The organism is Leisingera sp. SS27, from assembly GCF_028368855.1.
Lineage (GTDB): Bacteria > Pseudomonadota > Alphaproteobacteria > Rhodobacterales > Rhodobacteraceae > Leisingera.
Window position 1 is genome coordinate 113,232 of record NZ_JAQNCY010000004.1, and the last position, 22,358, is coordinate 135,589.

22 protein-coding genes are annotated in these 22,358 nt (G+C 64.4%); 8 read left to right on the top strand and 14 right to left on the bottom strand.

Annotated features, from left to right (window positions below; all coding sequences use genetic code 11):
* Nucleotides 1-73 precede the first annotated feature (73 nt).
* On the bottom strand, nucleotides 74-1,723 hold the full coding sequence (locus N6L27_RS10580; RefSeq protein ID WP_271907216.1) for an electron transfer flavoprotein-ubiquinone oxidoreductase: 1,650 nt from the start codon (nucleotides 1,721-1,723) through the stop codon (nucleotides 74-76).
* Nucleotides 1,724-1,892: 169 nt separating this feature from the next.
* Entirely contained in the window at nucleotides 1,893-2,372 is a 480-nt protein-coding gene (gene soxR, locus N6L27_RS10585) for a redox-sensitive transcriptional activator SoxR (protein ID WP_271907217.1), read from the bottom strand.
* 98 nt (nucleotides 2,373-2,470) lie between these two features.
* Between soxR and N6L27_RS10590 the strand changes: the two genes are divergently transcribed.
* The 3 genes from N6L27_RS10590 (at nucleotide 2,471) to N6L27_RS10600 (ending at nucleotide 4,624) form a co-directional block, all read left to right on the top strand.
* Complete coding sequence (locus N6L27_RS10590; RefSeq protein ID WP_271907218.1) at nucleotides 2,471-2,851, top strand: VOC family protein; 381 nt, start codon at nucleotides 2,471-2,473, stop codon at nucleotides 2,849-2,851.
* Between the two features lie 245 nt (nucleotides 2,852-3,096).
* Nucleotides 3,097-3,567: a transcription elongation factor GreA gene (gene greA, locus N6L27_RS10595; RefSeq protein ID WP_271907219.1), complete on the top strand. Its 471-nt coding sequence runs from the start codon at nucleotides 3,097-3,099 to the stop codon at nucleotides 3,565-3,567.
* Between the two features lie 19 nt (nucleotides 3,568-3,586).
* Complete coding sequence (locus N6L27_RS10600) at nucleotides 3,587-4,624, top strand: hypothetical protein (protein WP_271907220.1); 1,038 nt, start codon at nucleotides 3,587-3,589, stop codon at nucleotides 4,622-4,624.
* Nucleotides 4,625-4,774: 150 nt separating this feature from the next.
* Here the strand turns inward: N6L27_RS10600 and N6L27_RS10605 are convergent, their stop codons facing one another.
* The 4 genes from N6L27_RS10605 to N6L27_RS10620 form a co-directional block, all read right to left on the bottom strand.
* Nucleotides 4,775-6,907, bottom strand: coding sequence for a molybdopterin-binding protein (locus N6L27_RS10605; protein WP_271907222.1), 2,133 nt, complete (start codon nucleotides 6,905-6,907; stop codon nucleotides 4,775-4,777).
* Nucleotides 6,904-7,395: a molybdopterin-guanine dinucleotide biosynthesis protein B gene (mobB, locus tag N6L27_RS10610; protein WP_271907223.1), complete on the bottom strand. Its 492-nt coding sequence runs from the start codon at nucleotides 7,393-7,395 to the stop codon at nucleotides 6,904-6,906. Before mobB ends, N6L27_RS10605 begins: the two co-directional genes overlap by 4 nt.
* On the bottom strand, nucleotides 7,392-8,036 hold the full coding sequence (gene mobA / locus N6L27_RS10615) for a molybdenum cofactor guanylyltransferase MobA (protein WP_271907224.1): 645 nt from the start codon (nucleotides 8,034-8,036) through the stop codon (nucleotides 7,392-7,394). The genes mobB and mobA overlap by 4 nt, the downstream gene beginning before the upstream one ends.
* A 61-nt stretch (nucleotides 8,037-8,097) precedes the next feature.
* Entirely contained in the window at nucleotides 8,098-8,988 is an 891-nt protein-coding gene (locus N6L27_RS10620; protein ID WP_271907225.1) for a formate dehydrogenase accessory sulfurtransferase FdhD, read from the bottom strand.
* A 49-nt stretch (nucleotides 8,989-9,037) separates the two neighbouring features.
* Here N6L27_RS10620 and N6L27_RS10625 point away from each other — a divergent pair, with 49 nt between their 5' ends.
* A complete protein-coding gene (locus tag N6L27_RS10625) occupies nucleotides 9,038-9,766 on the top strand; it encodes an AzlC family ABC transporter permease (RefSeq protein ID WP_271907226.1) in 729 nt (242 codons plus the stop codon).
* On the top strand, nucleotides 9,763-10,092 hold the full coding sequence (locus N6L27_RS10630; protein WP_271907227.1) for an AzlD domain-containing protein: 330 nt from the start codon (nucleotides 9,763-9,765) through the stop codon (nucleotides 10,090-10,092). Before N6L27_RS10625 ends, N6L27_RS10630 begins: the two co-directional genes overlap by 4 nt.
* Nucleotides 10,093-10,114: 22 nt before the next feature.
* Here the strand turns inward: N6L27_RS10630 and N6L27_RS10635 are convergent, their stop codons facing one another.
* The 5 genes from N6L27_RS10635 to N6L27_RS10655 form a co-directional block, all read right to left on the bottom strand.
* On the bottom strand, nucleotides 10,115-10,732 hold the full coding sequence (locus N6L27_RS10635; protein ID WP_039181695.1) for a hypothetical protein: 618 nt from the start codon (nucleotides 10,730-10,732) through the stop codon (nucleotides 10,115-10,117).
* 16 nt (nucleotides 10,733-10,748) lie between these two features.
* Nucleotides 10,749-10,883: an aa3-type cytochrome c oxidase subunit IV gene (locus N6L27_RS10640; protein WP_039181692.1), complete on the bottom strand. Its 135-nt coding sequence runs from the start codon at nucleotides 10,881-10,883 to the stop codon at nucleotides 10,749-10,751.
* Between the two features lie 163 nt (nucleotides 10,884-11,046).
* Nucleotides 11,047-11,499: a DUF6173 family protein gene (locus N6L27_RS10645; protein ID WP_271907228.1), complete on the bottom strand. Its 453-nt coding sequence runs from the start codon at nucleotides 11,497-11,499 to the stop codon at nucleotides 11,047-11,049.
* 27 nt (nucleotides 11,500-11,526) lie between these two features.
* Nucleotides 11,527-12,573 carry an MBL fold metallo-hydrolase gene (locus tag N6L27_RS10650; protein WP_271907229.1) on the bottom strand — a complete coding sequence of 349 codons (1,047 nt, stop codon included), beginning with the start codon at nucleotides 12,571-12,573 and terminating at the stop codon, nucleotides 11,527-11,529.
* A 5-nt stretch (nucleotides 12,574-12,578) separates the two neighbouring features.
* Nucleotides 12,579-14,282 (bottom strand): acyl-CoA dehydrogenase, encoded by a 1,704-nt coding sequence (locus tag N6L27_RS10655; protein ID WP_271907230.1) that lies wholly within the window; start codon nucleotides 14,280-14,282, stop codon nucleotides 12,579-12,581.
* Between the two features lie 141 nt (nucleotides 14,283-14,423).
* Here N6L27_RS10655 and N6L27_RS10660 point away from each other — a divergent pair, with 141 nt between their 5' ends.
* A complete protein-coding gene (locus N6L27_RS10660; protein WP_271907231.1) occupies nucleotides 14,424-15,374 on the top strand; it encodes an L-threonylcarbamoyladenylate synthase in 951 nt (316 codons plus the stop codon).
* 126 nt (nucleotides 15,375-15,500) lie between these two features.
* On the opposite strand, the gene N6L27_RS10665 is transcribed toward N6L27_RS10660, so the two are convergent.
* On the bottom strand, nucleotides 15,501-16,133 hold the full coding sequence (locus tag N6L27_RS10665) for a YqgE/AlgH family protein (protein ID WP_442915767.1): 633 nt from the start codon (nucleotides 16,131-16,133) through the stop codon (nucleotides 15,501-15,503).
* A gap of 104 nt (nucleotides 16,134-16,237) precedes the next feature.
* Between N6L27_RS10665 and N6L27_RS10670 the strand changes: the two genes are divergently transcribed.
* Both N6L27_RS10670 and N6L27_RS10675 read left to right on the top strand, forming a co-directional pair.
* A complete protein-coding gene (locus tag N6L27_RS10670) occupies nucleotides 16,238-17,059 on the top strand; it encodes a protein-disulfide reductase DsbD domain-containing protein (protein ID WP_271907233.1) in 822 nt (273 codons plus the stop codon).
* A complete protein-coding gene (locus N6L27_RS10675; RefSeq protein ID WP_271907234.1) occupies nucleotides 17,056-17,517 on the top strand; it encodes an NUDIX hydrolase in 462 nt (153 codons plus the stop codon). The genes N6L27_RS10670 and N6L27_RS10675 overlap by 4 nt, the downstream gene beginning before the upstream one ends.
* Here N6L27_RS10675 and N6L27_RS10680 read toward each other — a convergent pair.
* Together N6L27_RS10680 and N6L27_RS10685 are read right to left on the bottom strand one after the other, a co-directional pair.
* A complete protein-coding gene (locus N6L27_RS10680; protein ID WP_271907235.1) occupies nucleotides 17,487-20,882 on the bottom strand; it encodes an efflux RND transporter permease subunit in 3,396 nt (1,131 codons plus the stop codon). The two genes, N6L27_RS10675 and N6L27_RS10680, sit on opposite strands and share 31 nt — an antisense overlap.
* Before the next feature lie 5 nt (nucleotides 20,883-20,887).
* Nucleotides 20,888-22,342, bottom strand: coding sequence for an efflux RND transporter periplasmic adaptor subunit (locus N6L27_RS10685; RefSeq protein ID WP_271907236.1), 1,455 nt, complete (start codon nucleotides 22,340-22,342; stop codon nucleotides 20,888-20,890).
* Nucleotides 22,343-22,358: the final 16 nt, after the last annotated feature.

Genomic DNA, 22,358 nt, shown 5'->3' on the forward strand with positions numbered 1-22,358 from the left:
AACACGCAATGGGGCGGTCCAAGGACCGCCCCACAAAATCCGGCGAAACCACGCCGAAATGCTAACGTTCCCGTTACATGTTCGGGTAGTTCGGGCCGTCGCCGCCCTGCGGCGTGGTCCAGGTGATGTTCTGGGACGGGTCCTTGATGTCGCAGGTCTTGCAGTGGACGCAGTTCTGGAAGTTCACCACGAACTCCGGCTTGCCGTCCTTTTCGACCACCTCGTAGACGCCGGCCGGGCAGTAGCGCTGCGCCGGTTCCGCGAATTTCGGCAGGTTGACCGAGATCGGGGTGTCCTCATTGCCCAGGCGCAGGTGGCAGGGCTGGCTTTCCTCGTGGTTGGTCATCGAGAAGCTGACGTTGGTCAGGCGGTCGAAGGACAGCACGCCATCGGGCTTGGGGTAGTCGATGGGCTTGTGCTTGGAGGCTTCCTCTGTCGCCTCGGCGTCGTTCTTGCCGTGGCCCAGAGTGCCAAACAGCGAGAAGCCGAAGAGGTTGTTGGTCCACATGTCCAGGCCGCCAAAGGCCAGCGACGCGGTGAGGCCCCATTTGGACCACATCGGCTTGACGTTGCGGACCATCTTGAGGTCCTTGCCGATGGCGCCTTCACGTACGTCGGCCTCATAGGCGGTCAGCTCGTCACCCGAACGCTCGGCCTTGATCGCGTCAAAGGCGGCTTCGGCTGCGGCCTTGCCCGACAACATCGCGTTGTGGTTGCCCTTGATGCGCGGCACGTTGACCATGCCCGCGGAGCAGCCCAGCAGGGCCACGCCAGGGGCCACCAGCTTCGGCATCGACTGCCAGCCGCCCTCGGTGATGGCACGGGCGCCGTAGGCCACGCGCTTGCCGCCCTTCAGCAGGTCGGCGACCACCGGATGGTGCTTGAAGCGCTGGAATTCCATGTAGGGGAACAGATGCGGGTTCTTGTAGTTCAGGTGCACCACGAAGCCCACGTAAACCTGGTTGTTGTCCAGGTGGTAGATGAACGAGCCGCCGCCCGCGTTGGATCCCAGCGGCCAGCCCATGGTGTGGGTGACGGTGCCTTCCTTGTGCTTGGCCGGGTCGATCTCCCAGATCTCTTTCATGCCGACGCCGTACTTCTGCGGCTCCTTGCCGTCAGAGAGGCCGTATTTGGCAATCACTTCCTTGGACAGCGAGCCGCGCACGCCTTCTGAGAGGAAGACGTATTTGCCGTGCAGCTCCATGCCGGGCTCGTAAGACGGGCCGGGGGTGCCGTCGGCGTTCTTGCCGAACTCGCCGGCAACCACGCCCTTCACTTCGCCGTTGTCGCCATAGACCAGTTCCGAGCACGCCATGCCCGGGAAGATCTCGACACCCATTTCCTCAGCCTGCTCCGCCATCCAGCGGCAGACGTTGCCCATGGAGACAATGTAGTTGCCATGGTTGTTCATCAGCGGCGGCATCGGGAAGTTGGGGATGCGGACCTGGCCGGCCTCGCCCAGCATCAGGAAGTTGTCTTCCTTGACCTCGACGTTAAGCGGCGCGCCCTTTTCCTTCCAGTCGGGGATCAAGGCGTTCAGGCCGCAAGGATCCAGCACCGCGCCGGACAGGATGTGCGCGCCCACCTCGGAGCCTTTTTCCAGAACCACGACCTGCAGGTCGGCGTCCAGCTGCTTCAGTCGGATGGCCGCAGACAAACCAGCAGGGCCGGCCCCGACGATCACCACGTCGTATTCCATCGCTTCGCGTTCAATCTCGGCCATTTGCGGCGCTCCTTGGCTTTCTATTCGCTACCGGCCCCACAGGGTCATGCGGGCGCAATTTTCTTTCGCGGCTGCTTAGCGTTTGGCGCCCCCTTGGGTCAATCCAAACTCCGCGTCAAACACCTGTAAAACAGGCAACTGAGACAAAAAGTGCGTCCATTTTCGTCACTCAAGGATCATTTTCCGCCGCTATCTCTGTCTCAGGGCTGTCTCCCATCAGGTATCGGGGTCCCTGCCCCTTCTGTGCCGCCCTGTCTTCGGGGTTGTAAAGTTTGCAATTCGGAAGCGAAAGACAGCCGCAGCCTATGCAGCCGTCCAGATTGTCACGCAGTTTGACCAGGGTTTCGATTCGCTGGTCCAGATGGCTGCGGAAGTTTTCTGAAATGAAGGCCCAGTCTTCCTTGGTCGGGGTGCGGCCGCCCGGCAGGCTGCGCAGGAAGCCGCGGATTTCCGGCAGCGAGAAGCCGAACTGCTGGGCAATCATGATGAAGCTCATCCGCCGGATGTCGGCCCGGTGGAACCGGCGCTGGCCGCCAGCGTTGCGCCAGGGCTCCACCAAACCTTGCGCCTCGTAGTAGCGGATGGCGGAGACGGCGAGGCCGGTGCGTTCGGCCAGATAGCCGATGGAAATACCTGCGGATTGGGGCATTGCGAACTCCCTGAAGAAATCTCTTGAGCTAAAGTTAGGTTTAGGAATTACGGTGAGTCGCATCAACAGGTTTGCTCAAGATGAGAAGGAGATTTTCTATGAGCGCAGTTTTGGAACACGCGAATGTCACCGTGGCAGACCCCAGCGGCACTGCCGCCTGGATGGAGAAGATCTTTGGCTGGCATGTGCGCTGGCAGGGCGAAGCCAAGAACGGCGGCTACACTGTGCATGTGGGCGGCGAGAACAGCTACCTCGCGCTGTACACGCCGCCCACTGCGGCCGGCCAAGCGCCGGAAAGCTATGGCATCATCGGCGGGCTCAACCATCTGGCGGTGATTGTTGAGGATCTGGATGCAACCGAGGCTGCAGTAAGGGCCGCCGGCTTCACACCGATGAACCACGGCGACTATGAGCCGGGCCGCCGGTTCTACTTCCACGATGAGAACGGCATCGAATACGAGGCCGTGCAATATGATTGATCTGCTGTGGCTGGCGGCAGGGCCCACGCCCCCTGCCCGCGGCATTTTTCCGCGCAAACCTGTGGAAAAGCCGCACATTCTGCCGCGTTAGGCGGAATTGCGTGCGGCAAAGCTCTGCGGCCACTTGAATTCGGGCGCAGGATTGGGTCAGGTAAATGTCAACCGGACCGGAGGCCCCGCGGCACATGCTGCGGGGCTGCGGTTTTCATACTGACAAGAACAATAGAGCGACCTGGACCAATCACATGGAAAAGATCCCGATGACCCCCAAGGGTCACGCCGCGCTGGAAAGCGAACTGAAAAACCTGAAATCCGTCGAACGCCCGGCCATCATCCAGGCGATTGCCGAAGCGCGTGAGCTGGGCGACCTGTCGGAAAACGCAGAATACCACTCCGCCCGCGAAAAACAGTCCTTCATCGAGGGCCGCATCAAGGAGCTGGAAGGCATCCTGTCGCTGGCCGATGTGATCAACCCCGCCAAACTGTCCGGCGCCATCAAGTTCGGCGCCAAGGTGACCGTGGTGGACGAGGACACCGACGAGGAAAAAACCTGGCAGATCGTGGGCGAGCATGAGGCCAATATCGAAGCGGGCCTTCTGAACATCAAATCCCCGATCGCACGCGCCTTGATCGGCAAGGACGAAGGCGACAGTGTGGAAGTGCGCACGCCCGGCGGCGAGCGCGCCTACGAGATTCTCAAGATCGTCTATTCCTGATCCGGGAGGCCGCGAGGTCATGACAGGCTCCAGCAGCAGTCCGGGCTCCGGCCAGAAACCTGGCGGCAGCCAGCCGCTCCGGCGGCTTGACGGCCCCTCGGCGGCCAACGGCCTGGGCGGGGCTGAGCTGGCAGCCATCGGACTGGGGGCGCTGTGGCTGCTGGTGGTGACCGGGGCCTTTGTGCTGGCGCCGGAAGATGCCGGGCTTTCGCAATGGGCGGATCTGATCACCAGTGTGCTGGCGGTGGTGCTGCCCCTGGCGATGCTGTGGGTTGCCGCTTCTGCCGCGCGCTCGGCCCGGGTGATGCGGGAGGAGAGCGAACAGCTGCAGGCGGCCATCGACGGGCTGCGTCAAAGCTATCTGGCACAGGCACAGCAGCATGCGGCTGTGGCGGAGACGTCGGTTGCCAAGCGGCTGGAGGAAATCGCCGAGGCCACGCGCAACACAGAGACGGCACTGGCGACCTTTCAAACCAGCCGCCGCGCCAATCCGCTGCGTCCAGCCATACCCGCAGAGGCGGCAGAGATGACGGCTGCCGATCAGGGTTCGCTGGCGCTGGGGACTCAGGCTGCGGATACCGCGCCACCCCTGCCCGCCGAACAGTTTATCCGGGCACTGAATTTCCCGGAAACTGCCGAGGACACCGAAGGCTTTGCTGCCCTGCGCGCGGCGCTCAAGGACCGCAAGGCGGCGCAGGTGATCCAGGCGGCACAGGATGTGCTGACTCTGCTGAGCCAGGATGGCATCTATATGGACGACCTGCGCCCCGACATGGCCCGGCCCGAGATCTGGCGCCAGTTCGCACAAGGTGCACGCGGGCGCGCGGTGGCAGCGCTTGGCGGCGTGCGCGACCGGACATCGCTGGCGCTGACGGCAGCGCGGATGAAGCAGGATCCGATCTTCCGCGATGCCGCGCACCACTTCCTGCGCCGCTTCGACCAGATGTTCGCCGACTTTGAGGCCGAGGCCAGTGACGGCGAGATTTCCGCTCTTGGCAACACCCGCACCGCCCGCGCTTTCATGCTGGTCGGACGGGTTGCCGGAACATTCGACTAAAGCGGACGCGCCCTTCAGGCGCAGCCTGCTGCGCGAGTATTTTCCCAAAGGTGAAAATGAAGAGCACCTGCGCCGGGCGTCAGCACGGCGCCTGGCCCAACGGCGGGCAAGCATCTCTGATGCGCCGCGCCGCGGGCGGGAGTACCTCGCCTACATGGAAAAGCTGCCGTAGGGGAGGAAGCGGACCGGATCTCCCGGTTTGATGTCCGCGGCGCCATCACCGAGCTCCACCAGACCTTCGGCCCAGCTAAGACCGCTGATACGGCCGGAACCTTCGGACTTGAACACTTCCGCCTTGCCATCCCGCACCCGTGCCCGCAGGTATTCCCGGCGGCCCGGTTTCTTCCGCTTTTCGAAGGCGGCCGGCACCTCGAAGCCTTGCGGCTCTTGCCAGCCGGCACCGGCCAGCAGCCCCATGGCAGGGCGGGCAAAGATCAGGGTGCAGACCAGCGCCGCCACAGGATTGCCCGGCAACCCGAACACCGGCGTGCCCTGCCACATGCCCAGCGCCAGCGGGCGGCCGGGCTTCAGCGCGATGCGCCATTCCTGCATTGCTCCGGCCTCGCGCAGAAGCGCAGACATGTGGTCCTCATCCCCGGCAGAGGCGCCGCCGGAGGTCAGGATCACATCCGTTTGCGCCGCAGCACCGTCCAGATGCGCCCGCAGCGCCGCGCGGTCATCTGCTGCCTTACCCAGGTCTACCGGCACGAACCCCAGCTGGCGGATCAGCGCCAGCAGCATCGGGCGGTTGGCGTCAAAAATCTGCCCCTTGCCTGCAGCCTGCCCGGCCTCGACCAGCTCATCCCCGGTAGAGAGCACACCCACCCGCAGCGGCAGCCGCACGGTGAGTCCGGCCAAGCCGGTAGCGGAAGCGAGAGCAAGATCAGCAGGGGTGATGACCCGGCCTGCGGGCAGGATGACCTCGCCCTCGCAGACATCCTCGCCTGCCTTGCGGGTGTTGGCGCCCTGTTTCAAAGGGCCGTTGAAGGCGATCCCGGTGCCGTCGGTGTTGACGTCTTCCTCCAGGATCACCGTGTCCACGCCTTCGGGCAGCGCGGCACCGGTCAGAATCCGGATGGCGCGGCCTTCGGGGACGGTTCCGTCAAAGGGAACGCCGGCAGCGGCACGCCCCTGCACCAGCGGCAGCACATGCGGCCCCGTTTCCCGGCCGCCGGCAAACCCGTAGCCATCCACCGCTGTGTTCGGCAGCGGCGGGTTGGAGCGTTTTGCCACCGCCTCCGCTGCCAGAACCCGGCCAAGCGCATCAGCCAGCGGCACCGTTTCCGCCCCGGTGACCGGACCCAGCCTGTCCCTGAGCAACGCCAGCGCATCGTCTACCGGGGTCCAATCGACGCCCGCAGGCAGAGCAAAGCAGTCATTGCTGAGCGGCGGCGGCACCAGCCCGCCCGCCTCATCCGTGGCCAGCACGTTCAAGCGGTCCTCATTCCCTGTGCCCAATATCCAGGCCTCCTCTTGTGCTTCCTCAGGTGCTGCGGCCAGCATTGCGGCCAGCTCCTTTGCCGGCAGGCGGCTGAGCGCCTGCGACAACAGCCGCATTTGCACCCGGTCGCGAATTTCGCCCTCATCTGCAACAGCCATTGCAGCTTTGACAGCCGGTTCGATCAACCCTGGCCAAATTTCCGCAAACACAATTTGCGCGCCCGCAATGTTTTCAAAAGGCCAGACCGCGGCCCGGTGATTTAGCCGCAACCGCTGCAGGACCGGCAGCCCCATCAGCACCTGGCTGCCAACCGTAGGGTTGAAAAACAGCTGGAAACAGGAAGAGGCTGCCTTGGCCGCCAAGTCCGCGCTGCGCCGTTCTGCCACGTCCGTATAGGTGATCCCGGACTTGCGGTAGGGGATGTCCGGCCAGCTTGCCTCATCAGGCTTGCCCCAGAACGGTCCGGCACCGGCAAACAGCCGGTTCATCTCGGATGCGACGCCGAACCGGTTGTTGCTGCCGTCCTCCGCGTCTTCGATCCGTTCTTCCAGCCACTGCCACAGGGCAAAGGGGTCATCCGATCCGGTGATCCGGCGCGCAAATCCGCGCGGGTATCCGAAAGGGAAATCAAAGGCTGCCAGCACCCGCCGCCCGGCAGCTTGCTCCACAGCAAGAAAGCGGCTGATCCAAGCCTCTGCCTCCTGCCGACTGCGGCAGTAAACCGGCTGCTCTGCGGTCCCGCCGCGCGCGACACCAAGCCAGATCGCGTCCTTGCTGGGCCGCTTGAATTTGCGCTTGGCAGCGGACCAATCGACAGTCAGAACGGCATCAAAGGGGGTCACAGCCTCAATTCCGACTGGATGAAGTCCGCAATTGCAGCGGTGCCGTTCAAATCGAACACCGGGCGGTCCAGTTCCAGCGGGGCGTCGCTGGCGACGGCCCGGATGCTGGGATCCCCCGGCGCGATCAATTCGGTGCCTGCTGCCTGCCGGAAGGCCTCAACCTTCGGGTGCGGCTCGCGCTTGTAGCCCTCCACCAGCACCAGATCGACGGGGTTGAGGCGGGCCAGCAGCTCTGCCAGCGGCGGCTCTGCCGCGCCGCGCAATTCCTGCATGATCGCCACGCGGCCTGCGGAGGCCAGCACCACCTCGGACGCACCGGCTTGGCGATGGCGGTGGCTGTCGGTGCCGGGCAGGTCCACATCGGTGGCGTGATGGGCGTGCTTGATGGTGGAAACGGTGAACCCGCGGACGCAGAACTCCGCCACCAGCCGTTCCATCAGCCCGGTCTTGCCGTTGTTCTTCCAGCCGGTGACGCCGTAAATCTTCATTTCAACAGCGCCTCGGCCCTGGCCAGATCATCCGGTGTGTTGATGTTGAAGAAGGGGTCGAAGGGGTCTGCCTCAAACAGCGCTTCGCAGCCGCCGTGCTGGTCGGTCCAGAGAACCACCTTGCGCAATCCGCCCTGCAGTGCTTCACGCAGGTCATCGCGCAGGGCGACGGGCCAGAGGCCAAAGGCCGGGTGCCGGTTGATGCGCTTGCCGCCGCCGGATTTCAGCGCCTCATCGCCGGTGCGCGGAGTGGTGGCCAGCACCAGCGGCTGATCCATGCCTTCGGCTGCTGCAGTCAGCCGGGCCACTAGGTCCTGCGGAAAGAAGGGCGTGTCGGCGGCGGCGGTGACGATGGTATCCGCGCCCTGCTCTGCCGCCCAATCAAGGCCTGCCAGAACGCCTGCCAGCGGACCAGCAAAGCCTTCAATCGAGTCGGCAATGACCGGCAGGCCCAGATCAGCGAAGCGTTCAGGATCGCCATTGGCGTTGAGCGCAAGCCCTGCGACCTGCGGCGACAGCCGGTCCACCACCCGGGACAGCAGGCTTTGGCCGCCAACCTGCAGCCGCCCCTTGTCGCCGCCGCCCATCCGGGTGGCGAGGCCGCCTGCTAGGATTACGCCCAAAGGCTTTTGTTTTGTCATGCCTTCTCCTCACGCGGCGGAAAACACGTGTTTTCCGGGCCGGATTTCGCGTGAAATCCGGTTACCTCTCTGCGCTTTTTCTACGGTGCTTCTTTTCTTCAACCGGCGCGTCCTTGGGGTCCATGTCCCGCACAAGCCGCTCCTCGCCCGACAAGCAGATGAACCGCTGACCGCGCATCCGGCCGATGAGGGTGAGGCCAACCTCGCGCGCGATCTCCACGCCCCAGGCGGTAAAGCCGGAGCGTGAGGCCAGCACCGGGATGCCCATCATTGCGGTCTTGATCACCATTTCGGAGGTCAGCCGCCCGGTGGTGTAGAGGATCTTGTCCGCGGCCTCGGCCTGCTCTGACAGCATCCAGCCGGCGATTTTGTCCACCGCGTTGTGGCGGCCCACGTCCTCCATATAGACAAGCGGGCGGTCCTGGCAGCAGAGCACGGTGCCGTGGATGGCGCCGGCCTCCAAGTACAGCGAGGGCGTGCGGTTGATCTTGTGGGCCAGTGCATAGACCCAGGAGGTGCGGACCTCGGCCTCGGGCAGGCGCACGTCCTCCAGTCCCTCCATCATGTCGCCAAAAACGGTGCCGACCGCGCAGCCGGAGGTGCGGGTCTTTTTCTTCAGCTTTTCCTCGTGACTGGTTTCCACCGCGGTGCGCACCACCACGGTTTCCAGATCCTCGTCATAGTCGACGCGGGTGACCTCATCCTCGTCGCGCAGCATCCGCTGGTTGCGCAAAAAACCAAGCGCCAGGTATTCCGGGTAGTCGCCGATTGTCATCGCGGTGACAATTTCCTGCGAATTCAGGAAGATGGTCAGCGGGCGCTCCTCCACCACAGCAATCTCGCTGGCCTCGCCATTCTGGTCAACACCGGTGACCGCGCGTGTCAGCCGCGGGTCGGAGACACCGGGGGCGATCAGATATTCTGACGTGATATCCATACTCACCAATTGCATTCCTTCTGCGTCCGCCGTAGGGCGGTTCAAGGCAATCTAGGACGCGCAGATGGCAATCACCACCACCAAATCGGCCTTCTGGAAGGGGTTTCGCGACAGCGCGCCGTTTCTGTTCATGGCCTCACCCTTTGGCTTCCTGTTCGGGGTGCTGGCGGCGGAGGCCGGGCTGATCGTGCCGGAAGCCTTTGCCTTCTCGCTAACGGTCTTTGCCGGTGCGGCCCAGTTCACCGCGCTACAGCTGATGCAGGAGAATGCGCCGCTGATCATCATCCTGATTTCGGCACTGGCGGTGAACCTGCGGATGGCGATGTATTCGGCCTCCCTGACGCCGTACCTGGGTGATGCGCCAATGTGGCAGCGCGCGATTGCTGCCTATTTCATCGTCGATCAGTCCTATGCGCTGTCGGTTGTGCAATTCGAACAGGAGCCGGAGATGCCGCTGGCACAGCGGGTTGCCTATTTCTTTGGCACCAACGGGCTGATCACACCGGCCTGGGTGATGGCCACCGCACTGGGGGCGCTGGTCGGCACCCGGATCCCGGAAAGCTGGGGAGTGGACTTCGTGCTGCCGCTGGCGTTTCTGGCGATGATCGGCCCGATGCTGCGCACGCCGGCGCATGTGGCGGCCTGTTTTGTGGCGGTGGCGGCCTCGCTGCCTGCCTCTGCCCTGCCCTATAACCTCGGCCTGATCGTGGCGGGCATTGCCGGCATGGTTGCGGGCGCGCAGGCGGAATTGTGGCTGGAGCGGCAGAAGGCCAAAGCGGAAGGCGCAAAATGAGCAGTATCCCCACACCCATCCTGTGGACCGTGATCATCGGGCTGGCGCTTGGCAGCTATGGCTTGCGGTTTGCCTTCATCGGTTTCATGGGCGGCAAACCCATCCCTGAATGGCTGATGCGGCATCTGCGCTATACCGCTGTGGCGATCATCCCGGCGCTGGTGGCGCCGCTGGTGGTGTGGCCTGCGCCCACGGGTGGCGCGCCCAGCCTGATGCATTTTGCCGCCGCTGCGGCGACCTTCGCCGCGGGCTATCTTACGCGCAACGTGCTGATCGGTCTCGGAACCGGCGGGCTGTGCCTGCTGCTCTTGTATCTCGCCGCCTGAGCGCGCTGCACCTGGGGAAGAATTACTCTGCCGCGTTCAGCGCGGCGTCGCTCTTGGTGATGCCTGCCTGCAGATCGGCGCTGTCGTTCTCATAGTAGCGTTCCGTTACCACACCGGGCAGCTGGCCGAACTGGGCGGACAGTTTCTCCGGATAGAAGGTGCGGTCGAGGCTTTCGAAGCCCGGGATCTGCTGCAGAATGCCGATGGTGGCCTGGGCGCAATAGGCACCCGGCACGCGTCCGTTGGTGACTGCCAGCTGATAGGCTTTCTGGGCCTGCTCCGGCGTCACCTCAACCCGTTGCACCACCACATGGAAGGTGCTGCGCGCATGGGCGCCGCGGTAGGCTTTCTCGACTGCCGGAGTAATACCGTAAAGGACATCGTTCCGCTCTGGTACTACTGAGGCGTAGAACGAGCCTGCCGGATCGAAAATCACCCGTTCCGACGCGTTGATCATCAGCGACGCATGGCCACCCCGCCCGGTGCGGTTGTTGATCATCGTGTAGAGGGTGAGCGTTGCAGGGCCGGGGTGGCGGTAGGCCACCTTGGCCAGGGTTTCGGCGTCCGCATTCGGTTGCTGCGGCGCCGCGCAACCCGCAAGCGCCAGCATCACCGCGCCGAGGCAGAGCAGATTGCGCATCAATATTGTCCCGGGATCAGGTGGCGAACATAGCCAGGAACAGCGCGAGGAACACCATCGCGATGCAGAAACGGGTCACGAAGGTCATGAAGCTCGAGAACATCTTCTCCTGAACGGTGATGTCCATGGTGCCGTGCTGGTGATCAGCCATGTGAGTTATCCCTCAAAATTCACGTGCGTTTTCCCGGTGATTACCGGATTTGCCGTCCCCTGTCACCACGTCATTCGGGCGCATCCCCGGGAAATGCCGTCCGAAAACCACATAAAACCGCTGCGGATCCTGCGGTTTCGGCCCGGGCGGCGAATCGTGCGGCTCACTCCTGCTGCAAATCCGAGGCGAGACGGAAACCGATACGGTTGGCGGGCTCTTCCTCGCGTGCCTTGGGCACTGCGCGCAGCATCACATTGAGCTGGCTCACGTGCTGCACCAGCTGGGTCCGGGAGCCATCCGGCTCGCTGCCGTAATAGGTGATGATGTCCGGGTCGAAATAGCCCATGCCCTCAATCCGGAGCACGCCGGTATTGCCGCCGGTGAAGCCCATTGCGACCTCGTGTTCAGCGTCCAGCTGCTGTTCGAAGTTCTGGATATAAAGGATCAGCCGTTCATAGGCCCAGCGGGCCGGGCTTTTGGCCGCATCCGGTTTCTGCAGCTTCTCCGGCACTTTGGTGAGGCCTGCACAGGCATCCGGGTCGGAGTGGACTTCATGCACGCAGGGCAGCACCGCCGCCTCTGCCGCCTCGGCGCTGGTGGAAATCTCGTCGCTCATGGTGCCTCCCCTTTTGCGGGGTGCGGATCACCCCTTGCTTTGATAGAGCCAGGCGCCGTCTTCGCCTTTCCAGCGCGCCACCTGGCCGGTGTGGTACAGGTGATTTACATGGGCCACCGCCTCGACCAGTGCAAGCCCGTACTCACCTTCACCGATTGTGCGCTTGAACAGCGGCGCAAAGCAATCAGCAGCTGTGCGCGGCACGGAAAGGTGATCCATCAGCCGCTCCAGCGCGCCGTGGTGGTTGCCAATGAGCTGCTGCATCCGAAGCGGCAAGCGTGAGAACGGCAGCTTGTGGCCGCCAAGCGCCAGGTGATCCGGACGCGCCAGTTTCGCCAGCCGTTCGCAGGCTTCCAGCCATTCGCCCAGCGGATCGGCCATCGGTTCGGTCGCATAAACACCGATGTTGGGGCTGATGGTCGACAGGATCTGATCGCCGGTAATCACCAGGTTGTCATCCCGGCTCCAGAAGGTCGCGTGCTCCGGGGCGTGGCCGTTGCCGGTGTGCACATCCCAGTCGCGCCCGCCCATGCGGATTACATCGCCCTGTTTGATGCGGGTGAAGCCCAGGGGCATCGGATGCACGGTGTCGGCAAAGTTGAAAGGCCGGTCATTGACGCGCTTCTCATAGATCTCAGGCGCCATGCCGGCACTGCGGTAATAGGCCAGCGTCTCTTCCGGCCACGTCTCCTGCACGTCCAGCGTCAGCATCCGGGCAAACAGCCAGGCGGTGCGGGTGGTGACCAGTTCGGCGCCGTGGACGCTCTGGAACCAGCCCGCCAAACCGATGTGATCAGGGTGGTGATGGGTGACGACCACGCGGGTCACCGGCTTGCCCTTCAAGGGGCCTGCCATCAGTCTTTCCCAGATGCCGCGGCTTTTGCGGGAGTTGAAACCGGTGTCGATCACCGTCCAGCCGTCGCCCTCATCCAGCGCGTAGATGTTGACGTGATCCAGCTTCATCGGCAGCGGCTGGCGCATCCAAAGGACGCCCTCGGCCACTTCGATCGCCTCCCCCTGTGCGGGCGGTTCTTCCCAGGGGGTGCGGGGGGAGACGTCGGGAATATCAGTCACGGCTGTCAGCCCGCCAGCTCATCAAGGCTGAGGGCGAAGGTGCCTTCTGCCCCCGCCTGTGCATGGGCCAAAAGCGCGCTGTGCTCCGGCAGCATGCGGGTGATGTAGAAGCGGGCCAGCTTCTCGCGCGGGCCGCCCTGATCCGCCATCGCGGCTGCCAGGTGATAATGGCCGCCCAGCACCCGGGCAAATGCGCGCAGGTACGGAACCGAGCCTGCAAAACGGTCCTGCATGTCCTGCTGCGACACCAGCCATTCGGTGGCTTCGCGCAGGGATTCACATGCCTGCCAGACGGCTTCGGCCATGTTGGGATGGGTGGCGCGGGCGCGTTCAGCCTGTTCCTCGATCTCGTCAATCAGGGCAAAACCCATTTCGCCGCCGTCCATCATCTTGCGCGCCACCAGATCCATTGACTGGATGCCATTGGTGCCTTCGTAGATCGCTGTCACCCGCACGTCGCGGTAATACTGCGCGGCTCCGCTTTCTTCGATGAAACCCATGCCGCCGTAGACCTGCACCCCGGTTTCCGAAACGCGCATGCCGGTGTCAGTGCCAAAGGCCTTGGCAATCGGGGTCAGGAAGGCCGCGCGGGCGGCCCAATCGCTGCCACCAGTGGCGGTATGCATGTCGATAGCGCGGGCGCAGGCCATCAGGATTGCGCGGGAGGCAAAAAGATCCGCCTTCATTTCCATCAGCATCCGGCGCACATCGGCGTGGTCGGCGATGAAGCCGCTGGCGGTCTTGCCCTGCTTGCGCTCCAGCGCATAGGCCAGCGCGTGCTGATAAGCGCCCTCGCCCGCACCAACGCCCTGGCCGCCGACACCGAGACGGGCGTTGTTCATCATGGTGAACATCGCTGCCATGCCGCCGTGCTCCGGCCCGACCAGCCAGCCGGTGGCGCCGTCGAACTGCATCACGCAGGTGGGGGAGCCGTGCAGGCCCATCTTGTGTTCAAGGCTCACGACCTTCAGATCATTCGCCTTGCCAGGATTGCCGTCCGCATCCGGCAGGAATTTCGGCACCAGGAACAGCGAGATCCCCTTGGTTCCTGGCACGCCATCAGGCAGCCGCGCCAGCACCAGGTGGCAGATGTTGCCGCAGAAATCATTGTCGCCCCATGAGATGAAGATCTTCTGGCCAGTCACCGCAAAGGTGCCGTCGCCGTTGGGTTCCGCCTTTGACGTCAGCGCGCCGACATCGGACCCGGCCTGCGGCTCGGTCAGGTTCATGGTGCCGGACCATTCACCGGAGATCAGCTTGGGCAGATACAGCTCCTTGATCGCATCTGACGCATGGTGTTCGAGCGCTTCGATCTGGCCCTGGCTCAGAAGCGGTGCCAGCTGCAGCGACAGACAGGCGCCGGCCATCATTTCATAGACCGCGACAGCGACAGTCTGCGGCAGCCCCATGCCGCCGAATTCCTCCGCCGCGCTGATGCCGACCCAGCCGCCATCGCAAATGGCCTGATAGCCATCGGCAAACCCGGGCGAAGTCCGCAGCACGCCGTTTTCCAGACGTGCAGGATGCAGGTCGCCATTGCGCTGCAGCGGGGCCATCACCTCGTCGCACAGCTTGCCTGCTTCTGTCAGGATCGCGCTTACAGTGTCGGATGTTGCTTCAGCAAAGCGGTCTGTAGCCGGGATGCTGTGATAGCCCACAACGTGGTTCAGCAGAAATTCATACTCGGAAACGGGGGCGCGGAAAGTCATGGACGTCCTCTGGCGGGGGTTTCTGGGGCCTGCGGAGCGGGCAGTCTTGGCTTCCCGGCGCGGGCCCATTATGGTCTGTGGCTTGTCCGATTACCTAACCGGGCGCTTATTTCAATCAACCAAAACGCCGCGTCACCCGGAATGCCCCAGCAGAGCACTGAAATCCTTGCCGCAACGGCAAGCGGCATCGCCCGCGCCGCCCGGCTTTTGCAGGCCGGGCAACTGGTCTCCTTCCCGACCGAAACAGTTTATGGCCTTGGCGCTGATGCCCGGCAGGGCAAGGCGGTTGCGGCCATTTACGAGGCCAAGGGGCGGCCGTCATTCAATCCGCTGATTGCCCATGTCCATTCGGCAGAGGCCGCGCGGCGGTATGTGCAATGGAATGACGTTGCGGAACAGCTGGCCGCGGCCTTCTGGCCAGGGCCGATGACTTTGGTGCTGCCGCTGCGTGCGGGGCACGGGATCTCGCCGCTGGTTACGGCAGGGCTGGAGACGCTTGGCGTGCGGGTGCCCGCGCATCCGGCGGCGCAGGTGCTGCTGCGGGAGCTGGACGGTCCGGTGGCCGCACCTTCCGCCAACCCCTCCGGCAAGATCAGCCCGACGACGGCCGCGCATGTGAAAGCCGGGCTGGACGGCCGGATTGCCGCGATCCTGGATGACGGCGCCTGCGGTGTGGGGCTGGAATCCACCATCATCGGCCTGGCCGGACCGGACCCGCTGCTGCTGCGCCCCGGCGGGCTGGCGGCGGAAGAAATCGAAGCCGTGCTGGGCCGCAAATTGGCAGAACGCGATGTGCACGACCCGCTGACCGCGCCCGGTCAGCTGCTGTCGCACTACGCCCCCGGCGCGCCGGTGCGGCTCAACGCGGAGGCACCGCGCGACGGCGAGCTATATCTTGGCTTTGGACCCGGACCTTGTGATCTGAATCTGTCCGAAAGCGGTGACCTGGCAGAGGCCGCGGCCAATCTCTTTGGGCAGCTCCACCAACTGGATGCACTTGGCAAGCCGATTGCCGTTGCGCCGATTCCGATGCGCGGGCTGGGCGAGGCCATCAACGACCGCCTGCGCCGCGCCGCCGCGCCGCGGGACTGAACGCGGCAAGCCGCAGCGCACCCGCGCCCATCAAAGATGGGCGCCCGGCCCAAGGGTTTTGGGATTATCTTTGATAATCAGAAAATGCGCGGGAGCCTTCCGCTTGCGCCGCCCGGATTTTAGCTTTCAGGCGTGGCCCGCACTGGACGAAAGCGTCAACGGATCAACCCCCAGGGTTTTTAGCGCCGCGCCCCATTTGCTGTCATCGGCAAGGCTGAACACCAGCTCGGGGCTGGCCTCGGCCGTCAGCCAGCCGTTCATGGTGATTTCCGATTCCAGCTGACCCGGCCCCCAGCCGGCATAGCCCAGCAGCACCAGCAGCTGTTCCGGCCCCTGACCCTCGGCGATGTCCTCAAGAATATCCAGCGTGGCGGTCATCGAAAAGCCGCCCGGCACCTTCAGGGAACTCACATCCGATTCGTAATCCGGTGTGTGCAGCACAAAACCGCGCTGGGTCTCCACCGGGCCTCCAAAGCGCACCGGCAGCGCCGCTGCCGCGTTGCTGTCACCGCCCAGGTCCAGCTGCTCCAGCAGATCGCCCAGCGCCACGCCGTCGGCGGGCTTGTTGACGATCAGCCCCATAGCGCCCTCCTCGCCGTGCGAACACAGGAAGATCACCGAATGCTCGAACCTCGGGTCGCCAATTCCAGGCATTGCAATCAAGAGCTTGCCAGTCAGATCCATGAATTTCCGTCTTTCTGCTGCCTCCCCCCACCATGACGTGCACCCGCTTGCCGCGCAAGGGGCGCATCGGCGCAACTCCGCGCAGGCTCCGGCAAATTTGCCGCAAACACAGAGGGATGCGGGCGGCATGACCGGATCGTGACTTGGCAAACGGGGCTGGCGGGCGCATGTATTCGGGTATGAAACGGACAATGCTCAAAACCACTGCTGCCGCGGCAGCTTTGCTGGCTGCTGCAAGCGGGTCGTCTGCATTTGCCGGCGCTGCGGACAGCGATATCGTGCAGGTCGAGGTGCTGGATGGCGGGATGACGTCCCGCGGCACCCATATGGGGGCGCTTCGGATCACCCTGCAGCCGGGATGGAAGACCTATTGGCGCGCACCCGGAGATGCGGGCATCCCGCCCAGTTTTTCCTGGCGCGGGGCGCGCAATGTCGGCGGGCTGTCGATCACCTGGCCTTCGCCCGAGGTTTTCCTGACCTCCGGCTACCGAACCATTGGTTATCATGACCAGCTGGTGCTGCCGCTGGAGATCACGCCTGCGACCCCAGGCAAGCCGGTGCGCCTCAAAGGGCGGATGCAGCTGGGGGTGTGCAAGGATGTCTGCGTGCCGGCCGAGCTGAAGTTCGACCAGGAACTGGACGGCAGCGCAGGCCGCCACCCGGCAATTGCTGCAGCCATGGCGAACCGCCCCTGGTCAGCCAAGGAGGCCGGCGTGCGCAAGGCCACCTGCAGCCTGCGCCCGTCGCAATACGGCATGACGGTCACCGCCCGCATCTCGATGCCCTCTGCCGGCGGTGAGGAGGTTGCGGTGATCGAACCGGGCAACCCCAAGCTTTACGCAGGTGAAACCAAGACCCGCCGCGAGGGCGGGCAGCTGGTGGCGGAGACCGAGTTTCTCCCCGCGCACGGCAGTCCTTATGCCATTGACCGCTCGCAGCTGCGGATCACCGTGCTTGGGAAAAACCACGCTGTTGACATTCAGGGCTGCAGCGCGGGATGAGCGCAGCCGGCAGCCCTGCCCGCCCGGTTCTGGGTACAATTGCCGTGGTCTGCCGCCATTTCGGCGGGCAGGACCATGTCATTCTGGTGCAGCGCGGCAAGGAACCGAACGCAGGCTGGTGGGGCTTTCCCGGCGGCCATGTGGAGATGGGCGAGACCGCCCTGCAGGCCGCTGCACGCGAGCTGATGGAGGAGACCGGCGTGACCGCCCGGCCGCTGGAGTATCTCACCAATGTGGATGTGATCTCGCGCCATGCGTCCGGTGTGGCGCAGCGGCAGTATCTGCTGACCGTGGTGCTGTGCGAACACGTAAGCGGCGAACCGGTGCCTGATGATGACGCTGAACAGGCCGAATGGATCCCGATCACAGAAATCGAAACCCGCGGGCTGCAGCTTCTGGATCAGGTCGGCGATGTGGCGCTGCTGGCTCAGGCCCGCTGGCGGGCGTTGAGCCGGTAGGCAATACCGCCCGCTGCATAGGCAAGAAGCGCCAGCGCGAAGGCGCCCAGAAGGAAAGCCAGCAATCCGGCCTTCACCGGCTCCATTGCTGCCAGTGCCGGGATCATCCGCAGCGCGGGGTGCAAGGCGCCGGATGCCATCGCCCAGCCCAGCGTCAGCACCAGCCAGCCCAGTTGCGCCAGCGCTGTGCCCAGCACCAGCCAGCGCAGGCGGCCTGCCCCCTGCCGCAGCGCACGGCGCAAGGAAGTGAGCGGCCGCGACAGATCGCGCTGCATCGCCACCAGCGCAGGCACCACCAGCAGCACCAGGAACATCCCGAATCCCAAGCCATAGACCAAGGTAATCACCGTAGGTTTCAGGAACTGTGCCTGCTGTGAGCGTTCAAACAGCAAGGGCGCCAGGCCCAGCACCGTGGTCATCGTGGTCAGCATCACCGGGCGCAGCCGGTCTGCTGCCGCGTCGATGATCGACGGGATCAGCCCGCGGTCCTGAGCATATTGGTCGATCGTCGTTACCAGCACGATTGAGTCGTTGATAATGATCCCGGTCATTCCCAACAGGCCCACCACGGTGAACATGGACAGCGGCACCTCCCACACGTAGTGGCCCCAGATGGTGCCGACGAGGCCGAAGGGGATAATCGCCATCACCACCAGCGGCCGGGTCCAGCTGGCAAAGATCCAGGACAGCACCAGATAGATCCCGGTGAGGCAGAGGATCAGCCCGGTGCCCGCCTCCTGCAGGAAGGTCTGTTCCTGCTCTGCCAGTCCGGAAAGACGCCATTCAACCTGCCGCTCACTGGCGATCTTCGGCAGAATCTCGTCCTGCAGGGCCTGGGTCACTGCCTCCGCACGCGCGGGATCGTCTTCGGAAATATCACCCGTCACGCTGATAACCCGAATACCGTTTTCGCGGAGCACGGTAGAGAACCCGGTACGCTGGGTCACGGAGACAATATCGGCAAGCGGCACGTAGATGCCGCTGGGGGCCCGCATAAGGGTGCGCTCCAGGAAATCGGCGGTCAGTTCGTTCTCCGGCAGTTCCACGCGGATGGTGGCGCTGCGCGGACCATCGGGATAGGTCGCGGCCTCGATCCCGTTGAGCCGTGCCCGAAGCGCCTGCCCCAGGCTGCCGATGGTAAAGTTCAGCGCCTGGCCCTGCGGGGTCAGATCGAGGATCACTTCCTCTTTGTCGTAGGCGAGATTGTCCTCAACCGCTGAAACTTCCGGAAAGCGCAGCAACGCGGTTTTCAGGTCTTCGGAGGCATCTTTCAGCACCTGCACGCTGGGGCCGGAAAACTGCACGTCCAGCGCGTCGCCGCCAGGCCCCGACCGCCAGCTGCGGAAGGAAATCGTCTCGACCATCGGGTGACTCACCACCCGCTCCTGCAGTTCCGCCACAAAGGCAAAGCTGGAATAGGGACGCAGGTCGGCGTCGATCAGTTCGATTGAGATGCCGCCAAGGAGGTCGGTGTCCTTTGCCTCCACCCCGCTGAGGCCGCGGCCTGCATTGCCGCCGGTTTCGGCCATCACGAAATCCAGCGGGTTGCGACCGTAGCGTTCTGCGTATTCAGCGCCCAGCGCCTCTGTCGCACGCTGCATCTCCTGCATCATCATCATGGTGTCGGCGCGGCTGGCGCCCTCCACCATGGCGAAGTTGCCGGTGACCGAACCACGCTCCGGCGCGTTGAAGAAGCGCCACTGCACATCGCCGTTGATAAACAGCGCGGCCTGACTGGCCAGAATTGCCACAGCCCCCGCCAGAACAGCATAGCGGGCGGTCACGACGTAACCCATCAGAGGCCGGAACGCGTGGTCGCGCAGCCAGCGGAAGCCGCGGTTCACCATCCTGTTCGGCCAGTCGTACCAGTGGCGCGCCTGAGCATGGGTCAGCGCGTGGGCCAGATGGTTGGGCAGGATCAGGAAGCATTCCACCAGGGAGGCCGCCAGCACCGCAATCACGGTAAAGGGAATGTCGCGGATCAGCTCGCCGAAGCGCCCGCCCACCAGCACCAGCCCAAAGAAGGCGATGATGGTTGTGAGGGTTGCGGCAAAGACCGGCATTGCCATACGGCGGGCGGCGTTCTCCGCTGCTTGCATGGGGCTTTCGCCCAGCCGCCGGACCCGGAAATCGGCATGTTCCCCGACCACGATGGCATCATCCACCACGATTCCAAGGGTGATGATCAGACCAAACAGGCTGACCATGTTGATGGTGATCCCCGCGGCATACATCAGCGCAACGGCGGCAAACATCGAGGCCGGGATCCCCATTGCCACCCAAAAGGCGATGCGGGTGTTCAGGAACAGGAACAAGAGGCACAGCACCAGGCCAAGCCCCATCAGGCCATTGTCGACCAGGATATCCAGGCGGTCAGTGATGGACTGGGCGCGGGTCCGGATCAGTTCCGCCGTCACTCCCTGCGGCAGGCTGGCCTGCATCTCATCCACGACCTCCTGCACCTGTGCCTGCAGGCGGATGGCGTTGCCCTGATCGGAGCGGTCCACCCGGATCGACATCGCCGGGTTGTCATCCACGAAGTAGGAGCGGTTGCGGTCCACCCCCTCAACCCGGATCTGCGCCACATCGGCGATGGTCAGCACAGAACCGTCAGCGTTGGTGCGCAGCACGATGGCCGCCAGCTCGTCCGGCTTGCGCTTTTCGCTGCCGGTGCGCACGCGGGCGTTGGCGCCGCTCACATCGCCTGCAGGGTCTGCATCTACCTCTGCGCCAATCGCCTCCGCGATCTCGCGCATGGTGATGTTGTGGGTGATCAGCTTGGCAGTGGGCACCTCTACAATCGTTTCCGGCGCCGCCACGCCGCGGATTGTGGTGCGGGTGACACCGGCCTCAAAGAGGCGCACAACCAGCTCGTCGGCAAAAAGGCCCAGCTGCCCCGCCCCGACCGGCCCGGTGATCACCACATCTGTCACGCGGTCCCGCCAAGCGCCGCGGCGCACCTCCGGCTCCTCCGCCTCCTCCGGCAGGGTGGTGATCCCGTCCACCGCGGTCTGCACATCGTCTGTGGCCTGGCCCATGTCGGAGCCGGGCTCAAACTCCAAGGTCAGGGTCGCCAGCCCTTCGCGGGAGATCGAGGAAGTTTCCTCAACTCCGTCGACGGCAAGCAGCGCGGGCTCCAGCACCTGCACGATGGCGCTGTCCACATCTTCGGGACCGGCACCTTCCCATTCGACGGAGACGGTGACGCGCTCGACGATCACATCCGGAAAGAACTGCGCCCGCATGTTGGGCATCGCCGCCGCGCCCAGCACCAGCATGATCACCAGCAAAAGGTTGGCCGCGGTACGGTGGCGGGTGAAATAGCTGAACAGCCCGCGGGCCTGCCGGGGGAGCCTGCGCGCCATCGGGTTCAGCCTCCCATCCGGGCTTCAATCCGGCTGATCAGCTGTGCAGGCACCTTGGCCTCTGCCAGCTGCTGAAGCATTTTAGCCTTCATCTCAGAGGGCATCCGGCTGTTGCCTTCAACCAGCGCCACCAGCCGGGCGCGGCGCTCGTCCGTGAGTTCGATCAGCTCCGGCAGAGTCTGCGCTTCTGCCCCCTGCCGCAAGGGGCGCACCTTGATGCCAGCCCCCAGCAGGGGCGTGCGCCCGGTGACAACCTCGCGGCCTTCCAGTCCTGAGCCGCGGATCAGAACATCATCGCCCTGACGGCGGACTAATTCGACAGGCAGCGCCTCCAGCCGGTCCTCTTCACCCAACAGCAGAACGGTGCCGTCCGCGCCCAGTGCAGAGGCCGCAACCCGCGCCACCGCACGGACCTCCGGCTCTGTCACATGAACAGTGACGAAATCTTCAGGTTTGAACCCGGGGGCAGCATCCAAACTGGCATAGACCAGCCGCCCGGTTTGCCCGTCGCCCGCGGCACCGCTGGCACGTGATATCAGCCCGGTTGCACTGAGGCCCGCACCAGCCGCGTCCAGCGCCACCCGCACCGGCGCCTGCAACAGGCGCCCGTCGCTGTCCAGCAGCCGGGCGTATTGCGCGGTGGAGACCCTGAACGCCACCTCCAGCAAGTCCGGGTCAACCAGATCCGCGAGTTTCTCGTTGGCAGACACCAGCCGGCCCTGCACCAGGCTGACCGACTGCAGCGTGCCATCAAAGCCCGCCTTGATGGTGGTGTCATCTAAATCCCGCCGTGCTTCATCCAGCGCAATCTGCGCCCGGGCCACCCGGGTGGCGGCCTGATCTGCGCGCGCCTCTGCCTGGCTTACGGCCTGACGGCGCGAGATCACGGTCTGGCGGGCCTGAACCGCGGCAAGCTCTGCGGTTTCCACCGTGGCCGCAGTGCCGACCCCGCGCTCCTGCAGATCCACCTGCCGCTGGAAGGCGCGTTCGCGCAGCTGCGCCTGATCCTGCGTCGCCTGAAGCTCGTCCTGCGCCAGGATCAGCGCGCGTCCGGCATCGCGTTCCTCGGCGCGGGCATCCATCATGTCAGCCTCGGCCCGGTCCAGCGCGGCCTGGGCATCCGCCGGATCGACTTGCACGAGCACCTCGCCCGCCCGGACGGCACCGCCTTCTTCAAAATCCTCAGACAGCTGCACAATCCGGCCACCTGCAGCAGTGCGCAGTTCCAGAGTGCGGCGGCTTTCGACGCGGCCAAAGGCTGTGAGTTCCGGTGCCACCGTCTGCAGATCCGCGGTCACAACATTGACTGCAAAGACCCGCTCGCGCACCGGCGGCGGTTTGCGTTCAGCGTTGAGCTGCGCCTCTATAGCGCCAAAGATCAGCTGCCCGGCATAAAGCAGCATGGCCGCCGTCAGCGACGCCAGGAAAAGCCCCATCAAACTCTGACGCAAAAAGCGCATGTCTCTCCCTTCCGGT

Bases quoted from the DNA above. Each gene is read 5' to 3' on its own strand.
- N6L27_RS10580 (WP_271907216.1), bottom strand. From the start codon at position 1,723: ATGGCCGAGATTGAACGCGAAGCGATGGAATACGACGTGGTGATCGTC.
- soxR (WP_271907217.1), bottom strand. From the start codon at position 2,372: ATGCCCCAATCCGCAGGTATTTCCATCGGCTATCTGGCCGAACGCACC.
- N6L27_RS10590 (WP_271907218.1), top strand. From the start codon at position 2,471: ATGAGCGCAGTTTTGGAACACGCGAATGTCACCGTGGCAGACCCCAGC.
- greA (WP_271907219.1), top strand. From the start codon at position 3,097: ATGGAAAAGATCCCGATGACCCCCAAGGGTCACGCCGCGCTGGAAAGC.
- N6L27_RS10600 (WP_271907220.1), top strand. From the start codon at position 3,587: ATGACAGGCTCCAGCAGCAGTCCGGGCTCCGGCCAGAAACCTGGCGGC.
- mobB (WP_271907223.1), bottom strand. From the start codon at position 7,395: ATGAAGATTTACGGCGTCACCGGCTGGAAGAACAACGGCAAGACCGGG.
- mobA (WP_271907224.1), bottom strand. From the start codon at position 8,036: ATGACAAAACAAAAGCCTTTGGGCGTAATCCTAGCAGGCGGCCTCGCC.
- N6L27_RS10620 (WP_271907225.1), bottom strand. From the start codon at position 8,988: ATGCAATTGGTGAGTATGGATATCACGTCAGAATATCTGATCGCCCCC.
- N6L27_RS10625 (WP_271907226.1), top strand. From the start codon at position 9,038: ATGGCAATCACCACCACCAAATCGGCCTTCTGGAAGGGGTTTCGCGAC.
- N6L27_RS10630 (WP_271907227.1), top strand. From the start codon at position 9,763: ATGAGCAGTATCCCCACACCCATCCTGTGGACCGTGATCATCGGGCTG.
- N6L27_RS10635 (WP_039181695.1), bottom strand. From the start codon at position 10,732: ATGCGCAATCTGCTCTGCCTCGGCGCGGTGATGCTGGCGCTTGCGGGT.
- N6L27_RS10640 (WP_039181692.1), bottom strand. From the start codon at position 10,883: ATGGCTGATCACCAGCACGGCACCATGGACATCACCGTTCAGGAGAAG.
- N6L27_RS10645 (WP_271907228.1), bottom strand. From the start codon at position 11,499: ATGAGCGACGAGATTTCCACCAGCGCCGAGGCGGCAGAGGCGGCGGTG.
- N6L27_RS10655 (WP_271907230.1), bottom strand. From the start codon at position 14,282: ATGACTTTCCGCGCCCCCGTTTCCGAGTATGAATTTCTGCTGAACCAC.
- N6L27_RS10660 (WP_271907231.1), top strand. From the start codon at position 14,424: ATGCCCCAGCAGAGCACTGAAATCCTTGCCGCAACGGCAAGCGGCATC.
- N6L27_RS10670 (WP_271907233.1), top strand. From the start codon at position 16,238: ATGAAACGGACAATGCTCAAAACCACTGCTGCCGCGGCAGCTTTGCTG.
- N6L27_RS10675 (WP_271907234.1), top strand. From the start codon at position 17,056: ATGAGCGCAGCCGGCAGCCCTGCCCGCCCGGTTCTGGGTACAATTGCC.
- N6L27_RS10680 (WP_271907235.1), bottom strand. From the start codon at position 20,882: ATGGCGCGCAGGCTCCCCCGGCAGGCCCGCGGGCTGTTCAGCTATTTC.
- N6L27_RS10685 (WP_271907236.1), bottom strand. From the start codon at position 22,342: ATGCGCTTTTTGCGTCAGAGTTTGATGGGGCTTTTCCTGGCGTCGCTG.